Source organism: Rhizobium sp. M1 (genome assembly GCF_002531805.1).
GTDB lineage: Bacteria > Pseudomonadota > Alphaproteobacteria > Rhizobiales > Rhizobiaceae > Rhizobium > Rhizobium etli_C.
Map to the genome: position 1 here is coordinate 38,357 of NZ_NWSW01000041.1, position 6,136 is coordinate 44,492.

Sequence of the window (6,136 nt, forward strand, 5' to 3'; positions counted from 1 at the left end):
TCAGTCAAACTGACTTGAGAACCAAGCGGCAGGTCGGCGCAGAGGCGCAGTATGCTCGCGGCACAAAGGTCCTGACCCGGTTTTCCGGTCATGGCGGTTGGTGCCATGTATCCATCACAAACAGAGAATTCAGGTGAACGATCTATGAGGCCAGGACAGCAAAACAAGCGCGGTCGAGGGCGTGGTAATAACAATAACAATGGCGGCGGCGGAAATAACAACAACAACAATTTCAACCGCAAGGGCGGTAACCCGCTGACCCGGACCTATGACAGCTCCGGCCCCGATGTGAAGATTCGCGGTACCGCCCAGCATATTGCCGAGAAGTATGCGCAGCTTGCCCGTGATGCCCAGAGCTCCGGCGACCGCGTGATGGCCGAGAACTATCTTCAGCACGCCGAACATTACAATCGGATCATCGCCAGCGCTCAGGCGCAGATGCAGGAGCGTTTCCAGCGCGACGATCGCGGCGACTACAATGACCGCGACGCGGCGGATCGCGACAGCGACGATATTGATAACAACGACAATGACGGCGATGATGTCGTTGTCGTCCAGCCGCCGCAGAGCAGGCAGCACCAGCCGCAGGCACAGCCGCAGCCGGCTCCCGCTCCGGCACCTCAGCCCGAGGTCATCGATGGAACCGGCCCGCAGCCGGAGATCGAAGGCATTCCTGCCGAGGTCGCCATGGACGAGGAAGGTTCCGCCGGCCAGCCGCGCGAACGCCAGCCCCGCCGCCGCAGCGCCGGCAACCGTCCCCGTCGCCCGCGTCGTGGCGCAGAAGGCGACGCAGCGCCGGAAGGCGAGGGCGCTTCCGCCGAGGCGCCTGTTCTGGCGGACGCCACATCGGAGTGAAGGATTTCGCCTTTCCTTAGGGAAGAGGCGGGACGTTCATACCATCTGCCCGGATTTGCTTGAAAATCCCCGGCCCTGTGCCGGGGATTTTCATTTTACGGGCTCTTTAAACTCCTGGAACAGGCTACCATATTCTCCTCGAACTGCTTCGCCCAAATCGAGAGACGGGCAAGCGCGGCCTGCCTTTTCAGGGGGTCGATCTCAATCATCGGTCTGCGCCTCGTAAGGGCAGGGCGATCCATGGAGGTGGAATATGAATATCGAGAAATATTCGGAGCGGGTGCGCGGCTTCATCCAGTCGGCGCAGACCTATGCGCTGGCGCAGGGGCATCAGCAATTTTCGCCCGAGCATGTGCTGAAAGTCCTGCTCGACGACGATCAGGGCATGGCGGCGTCGCTTATCGAGCGCGCCGGCGGCGATCCCAAGGCTGCCCGCCTTGCCAATGACGCCGCCCTTGCCAAAATGCCGAAGATCTCAGGCGGCAACGGCAACATCTATCTGGCGCAGCCGCTTGCCAAGGTGCTTTCGACCGCCGAAGAGGCGGCAAAGAAGGCCGGCGACAGCTTCGTGACGGTGGAACGCCTGCTGCAGGCGCTGGCGATCGAATCCTCGGCGTCGACCTTTTCGACGCTGAAGAATGCCGGCGTCACGGCTCAGGGCCTCAATCAGGTCATCAACGATATCCGCAAAGGTCGGACGGCCGATTCCTCCAACGCCGAGCAGGGCTTCGATTCCCTGAAGAAATTCGCGCGTGATCTGACCAGCGAGGCTCGCGAGGGCAAGCTCGATCCGGTCATCGGCCGCGACGACGAGATTCGCCGCACCATCCAGGTCCTGTCGCGGCGCACCAAGAACAACCCGGTGCTGATCGGCGAGCCCGGCGTCGGTAAGACGGCGATCGTCGAAGGGCTGGCGCTGCGTATCGTCAACGGCGACGTGCCGGAATCGCTCAAGGACAAGAAGCTGATGGCGCTCGACATGGGCGCGCTGATTGCCGGCGCGAAATATCGCGGCGAATTCGAAGAGCGGCTGAAGGCCGTGCTCAACGAAGTGCAGGCGGAAAACGGCGAGATCATCCTGTTCATCGACGAGATGCACACGCTGGTCGGCGCCGGCAAGGCCGATGGGGCAATGGATGCCTCCAACCTGCTGAAGCCTGCTCTTGCCCGCGGCGAACTGCATTGCGTCGGCGCGACCACGCTCGACGAATATCGCAAACATGTCGAGAAGGATCCGGCGCTTGCCCGTCGCTTCCAGCCCGTCGTCGTCGACGAGCCGACGGTCGAAGATACGATCTCGATCCTGCGCGGCCTCAAGGAAAAATACGAGCAGCATCACAAGGTGCGCATTGCCGATGCGGCGCTTGTCGCCGCCGCGACACTGTCCAACCGTTACATCACCGACCGTTTCCTGCCCGACAAGGCGATCGATCTGATGGATGAGGCGGCAGCGCGGCTGCGCATGCAGGTGGATTCCAAGCCGGAGGAGCTCGACGAGCTCGACCGCCGCATCATCCAACTGAAAATCGAGCGCGAGGCGCTGAAGAAGGAAACCGACGTCGCTTCCGCCGATCGGTTGAAGCGGCTGGAGACCGAACTTACCACTCTTGAAGAGGAAGCCGATGCGCTGACGGCCCGCTGGCAGGCGGAAAAGCAGAAGCTCGGCCTTGCCGCCGATCTCAAGAAGCAGCTCGACGATGCCCGCAACGAACTGGCGATTGCTCAGCGCAAGGGTGAGTTTCAGCGCGCCGGCGAGCTGACCTATGGCGTCATTCCGGATCTCGAAAAGCAGCTCGTCGAAGCCGAGAAGCAGGATGGCGAGCGCGGCGCGATGGTCCAGGAGGTGGTGATCCCCGACAACATCGCCCATGTCGTGTCCCGCTGGACCGGCATCCCGGTCGACAAGATGCTGGAGGGCGAACGCGACAAGCTGCTTCGGATGGAAGACGAGCTGGGGAAATCGGTGATCGGCCAGGGCGATGCGGTTCAGGCCGTGTCGCGCGCGGTCCGCCGCGCCCGCGCCGGTCTGCAGGATCCGAACCGGCCGATCGGCTCGTTCATCTTCCTCGGCCCGACCGGCGTCGGCAAGACGGAGCTCACCAAGGCGCTCGCCCGCTTCCTGTTCGACGACGAAACGGCGATGGTGCGCATGGACATGTCGGAATATATGGAGAAACACTCCGTTGCCCGGCTGATCGGCGCGCCTCCCGGCTATGTCGGTTATGACGAAGGCGGAGCGCTGACGGAAGCGGTGCGCCGCAGGCCTTATCAGGTCGTGCTGTTCGACGAGATCGAGAAGGCGCATCCCGACGTCTTCAACATCCTGCTGCAGGTACTGGACGACGGACGCCTCACCGACGGCCAGGGCCGGACGGTCGATTTCCGCAACACGATGATCATCATGACCTCGAACCTCGGCGCCGAGTATCTGACGCAGCTTAGGGACGGCGACGACAGCGACACGGTACGCGAACAGGTGATGGAGGTCGTGCGCGGGCATTTTCGGCCGGAATTCCTGAACCGTATCGACGAGATCATCCTCTTCCACCGCCTGAAGCGCGAGGAGATGGGCGCGATCGTCGATATCCAGCTGAAGCGGCTGGTGGCTCTGCTGTCGGAGCGTAAGATCGTCATCGACCTCGATGAGGACGCCCGCCACTGGCTGGCGAACAAGGGGTATGACCCGGTCTACGGCGCAAGGCCGCTGAAGCGGGTGATCCAGAAATTCGTGCAGGATCCGCTGGCCGAGCAGATTCTGTCCGGCCAGGTGCCGGATGGATCGACGGTGAAGGTGACAAGCGGTTCGGACCGGCTGCAGTTCCGGACACGGCAGACGGTCAGCGAAGCGGCATAGGCGAGCCGTCGGATGAATGAGAAATGGCGGCCTTGGCCGCCATTTTTTGTGGGCCGAGACGCCCCCGCAGTTCATCAGCCTGCGGGCTGCGGCGGCGATTACTTGCTCGCCACCTGATCCGGTGTCTGGTTGTTCAGCAGCGTATCGATGCGCTTGCGCTCATCCTCGAATTTTGCCAGCGCCTCGCCCTGCAGCGATTTGCCGCCCGGCAGGCGAATGCGCAGGGGATCGACCTTGGTGCCGTTGACGATCAGCTCGTAATGCAGATGCGGGCCGGTGGATTCGCCCGTCGTGCCGACCCAGCCGATCACCTGGCCCTGGCGGATCTTGGCGCCGGGCACGACGCCCTTGGCGATGGCGCTTTGGTGATTGTAGGAGGATTCGTAACCGTTCGCATGGCGAATGATCGTCTGGTTGCCATAGCCACCGGAATCCCAGCCGGCTTTCTCGACCGTGCCGTTGCCGGCAGCGATGATCGCCGTGCCGCGGGGGGCCGCCCAATCGACGCCGGTATGCATGCGGGCAAAACCGAGGATTGGGTGCCGGCGCATGCCGAAGCCGGATTTGAAGATGCCGTTCGGAACCGGATTGCGCAGCAGGAACTGACGGATGCTCTTGCCGTTCTCGTCGAAATAATCGACCGTGCCGTCCTCGGGATCCTGGAAGCGGTAGAAGCGCGTCTGCGTGTCGCCGAAACGGGCGTTGACGTAGAGCAGTTCGGAATCCTCGGTTGCCTGGCCGGCACTGTCGGCGACGGAGAAGAAGGCCTCGAGCGTATCCGTCGGTCTCAGCTGCGCCTGGAAATCGACATTGCTGGCGAGCAGCTTGATGATCAGCGCGGTCATATCCTTGGTCATGCCGTAGGAAAGGGCGGCGCGAAAGATGCCGTCATAGACGCGCGGCAGGTTCTGGCCGGGCGCCGGCGCGAAGGAATTGTCATCAAAGGCTGTGGCGATGGCGTCCAGCATCGGCGGCTCGCTGCCGGACACATATTTGCCCTTGTCGTCGAGAGCCACGGTGACCAGATGGCGCGTGCCGCGATAGACGCTGGCCCGGATGATCTTTGCCTGTTCGCCTTTCTGGATGATGCCGATCCGCAGCACGTCGCCTTTTTCGAGGTCGCTGGCTCCCAACTGCTGGGCAATGATGCCGGCAATGCCATCGGCATATTGCTGCGGATAACCGGAATCTGTCAGCGCCTTGGCGATGGGTGCATCGACGCGCACCGGCAGGATGTCGTCGGCGAATTCTTCGGTCTGCGGCGTGATCGATTCCGGTGCGGAGACCGTCATGTTCTGCTCGAGCACGCGGGCGGAGAGACCCGCGGTCAGGTCGACATCGGCATCCTCGTTGGAGAAACGACGCGGGTCGACGTAATAAAGCGCTGCGAGCTGCGTGTTGCCGTCGGTCAGCACGGAACCGTTGGAGCGCACATTTTCTTCGACCTCCTCGAGTGACAGGCCGGAGGCCATCTTCATACCGGTCTTGCCGGTCGGGAAGGCAATGGTTTTCAGGCTGACTTCGGATTCAACGTCGGAGCCATAAAGCGCGCCGGTGCGGCTTTGCGGGGCAGGCTGGGGCTCGTCGGCGGAGAAGATCGCCAGGGGATCGAAATCGGGATAGTCCTCGGTCGCGACATGGTTGGCGGCCAGCGTCATCTTCACATGCGCGAAGGGCTGGCGGCGCACGACCTCTTTTTCACCGTCGTGGACGACGGTCGAAACTTCCATGATCGCCCGGTCGGACGGTTTTGCGGCGATGGCGGGTGCGATTAGCCGGCCGCCGCGGACGACGGTCGTATCCACATGCGCCTCTGCGGCAGCACTCGCATAGGCTTCGGCAGGGATCGCCAGCTGCTGGCGGCCATCAAGCGCGGCGAACAGGGCGACGCCCATCAGGACGGAAGAGGTAATGCCGGTGAGGAACGTGCCCGAGAGCCAGCGCAGGGAAACCTCCCGACGGTCGGGAGCGCGCCTGCCGTCGGCCAGAAGCGGAGGCTCGTTGCCCAACGAGCGGATCATCATTTTCTCCGTCATCATGGCAGTCGGGTCCGCGTCCTTGCATTTGACGTCTCTGGGAGCATTTCTTGACCATCCTGGCTGGGGCGAAAGATGTGCATATTTTAGGCATGGAAGTCAAATCACGCAGAGAAGGGCAGTTTGCCCGCCTTTGCCTGTGTGAATCGTGTGTCTGTTATGACCAGCAGATTGTGATGATGTCGGGGCGCGGGAGACGTAAGAGCGTTCTTTCCGGTGAAAAGTCGAAGAATGTTCACTTCTCCCGCTCCGTGAGGCCGGTCGGAATCCGGGAAACGACAGCATCTGCGCGCCGTTCGAAATTTCATCTGTAAAAACAATCACTTGAAAGAAAGATGATTTTTTTCGAAAAGCGCTGTTGACTTGGAAAAGGGGTTGGTTCTATAAGCCC

At 62.0% G+C, this 6,136-nt stretch carries 3 protein-coding genes; 2 read left to right on the forward strand and 1 reads right to left on the reverse strand.

Annotated features, from left to right (window positions below; genetic code table 11):
• The first annotated feature begins 144 nt into the window (after positions 1 to 144).
• Positions 145 to 855 carry a DUF4167 domain-containing protein gene (locus CO655_RS28890; protein WP_097667598.1) on the forward strand — a complete coding sequence of 237 codons (711 nt, stop codon included), beginning with the start codon at positions 145 to 147 and terminating at the stop codon, positions 853 to 855.
• Between the two features lie 253 nt (positions 856 to 1,108).
• Positions 1,109 to 3,709 carry an ATP-dependent chaperone ClpB gene (gene clpB, locus CO655_RS28895; RefSeq protein ID WP_097667599.1) on the forward strand — a complete coding sequence of 867 codons (2,601 nt, stop codon included), beginning with the start codon at positions 1,109 to 1,111 and terminating at the stop codon, positions 3,707 to 3,709.
• Between the two features lie 98 nt (positions 3,710 to 3,807).
• On the opposite strand, the gene CO655_RS28900 is transcribed toward clpB, so the two are convergent.
• On the reverse strand, positions 3,808 to 5,748 hold the full coding sequence (locus tag CO655_RS28900; RefSeq protein WP_097667600.1) for a M23 family metallopeptidase: 1,941 nt from the start codon (positions 5,746 to 5,748) through the stop codon (positions 3,808 to 3,810).
• Between the last annotated feature and the right edge of the window lie 388 nt (positions 5,749 to 6,136).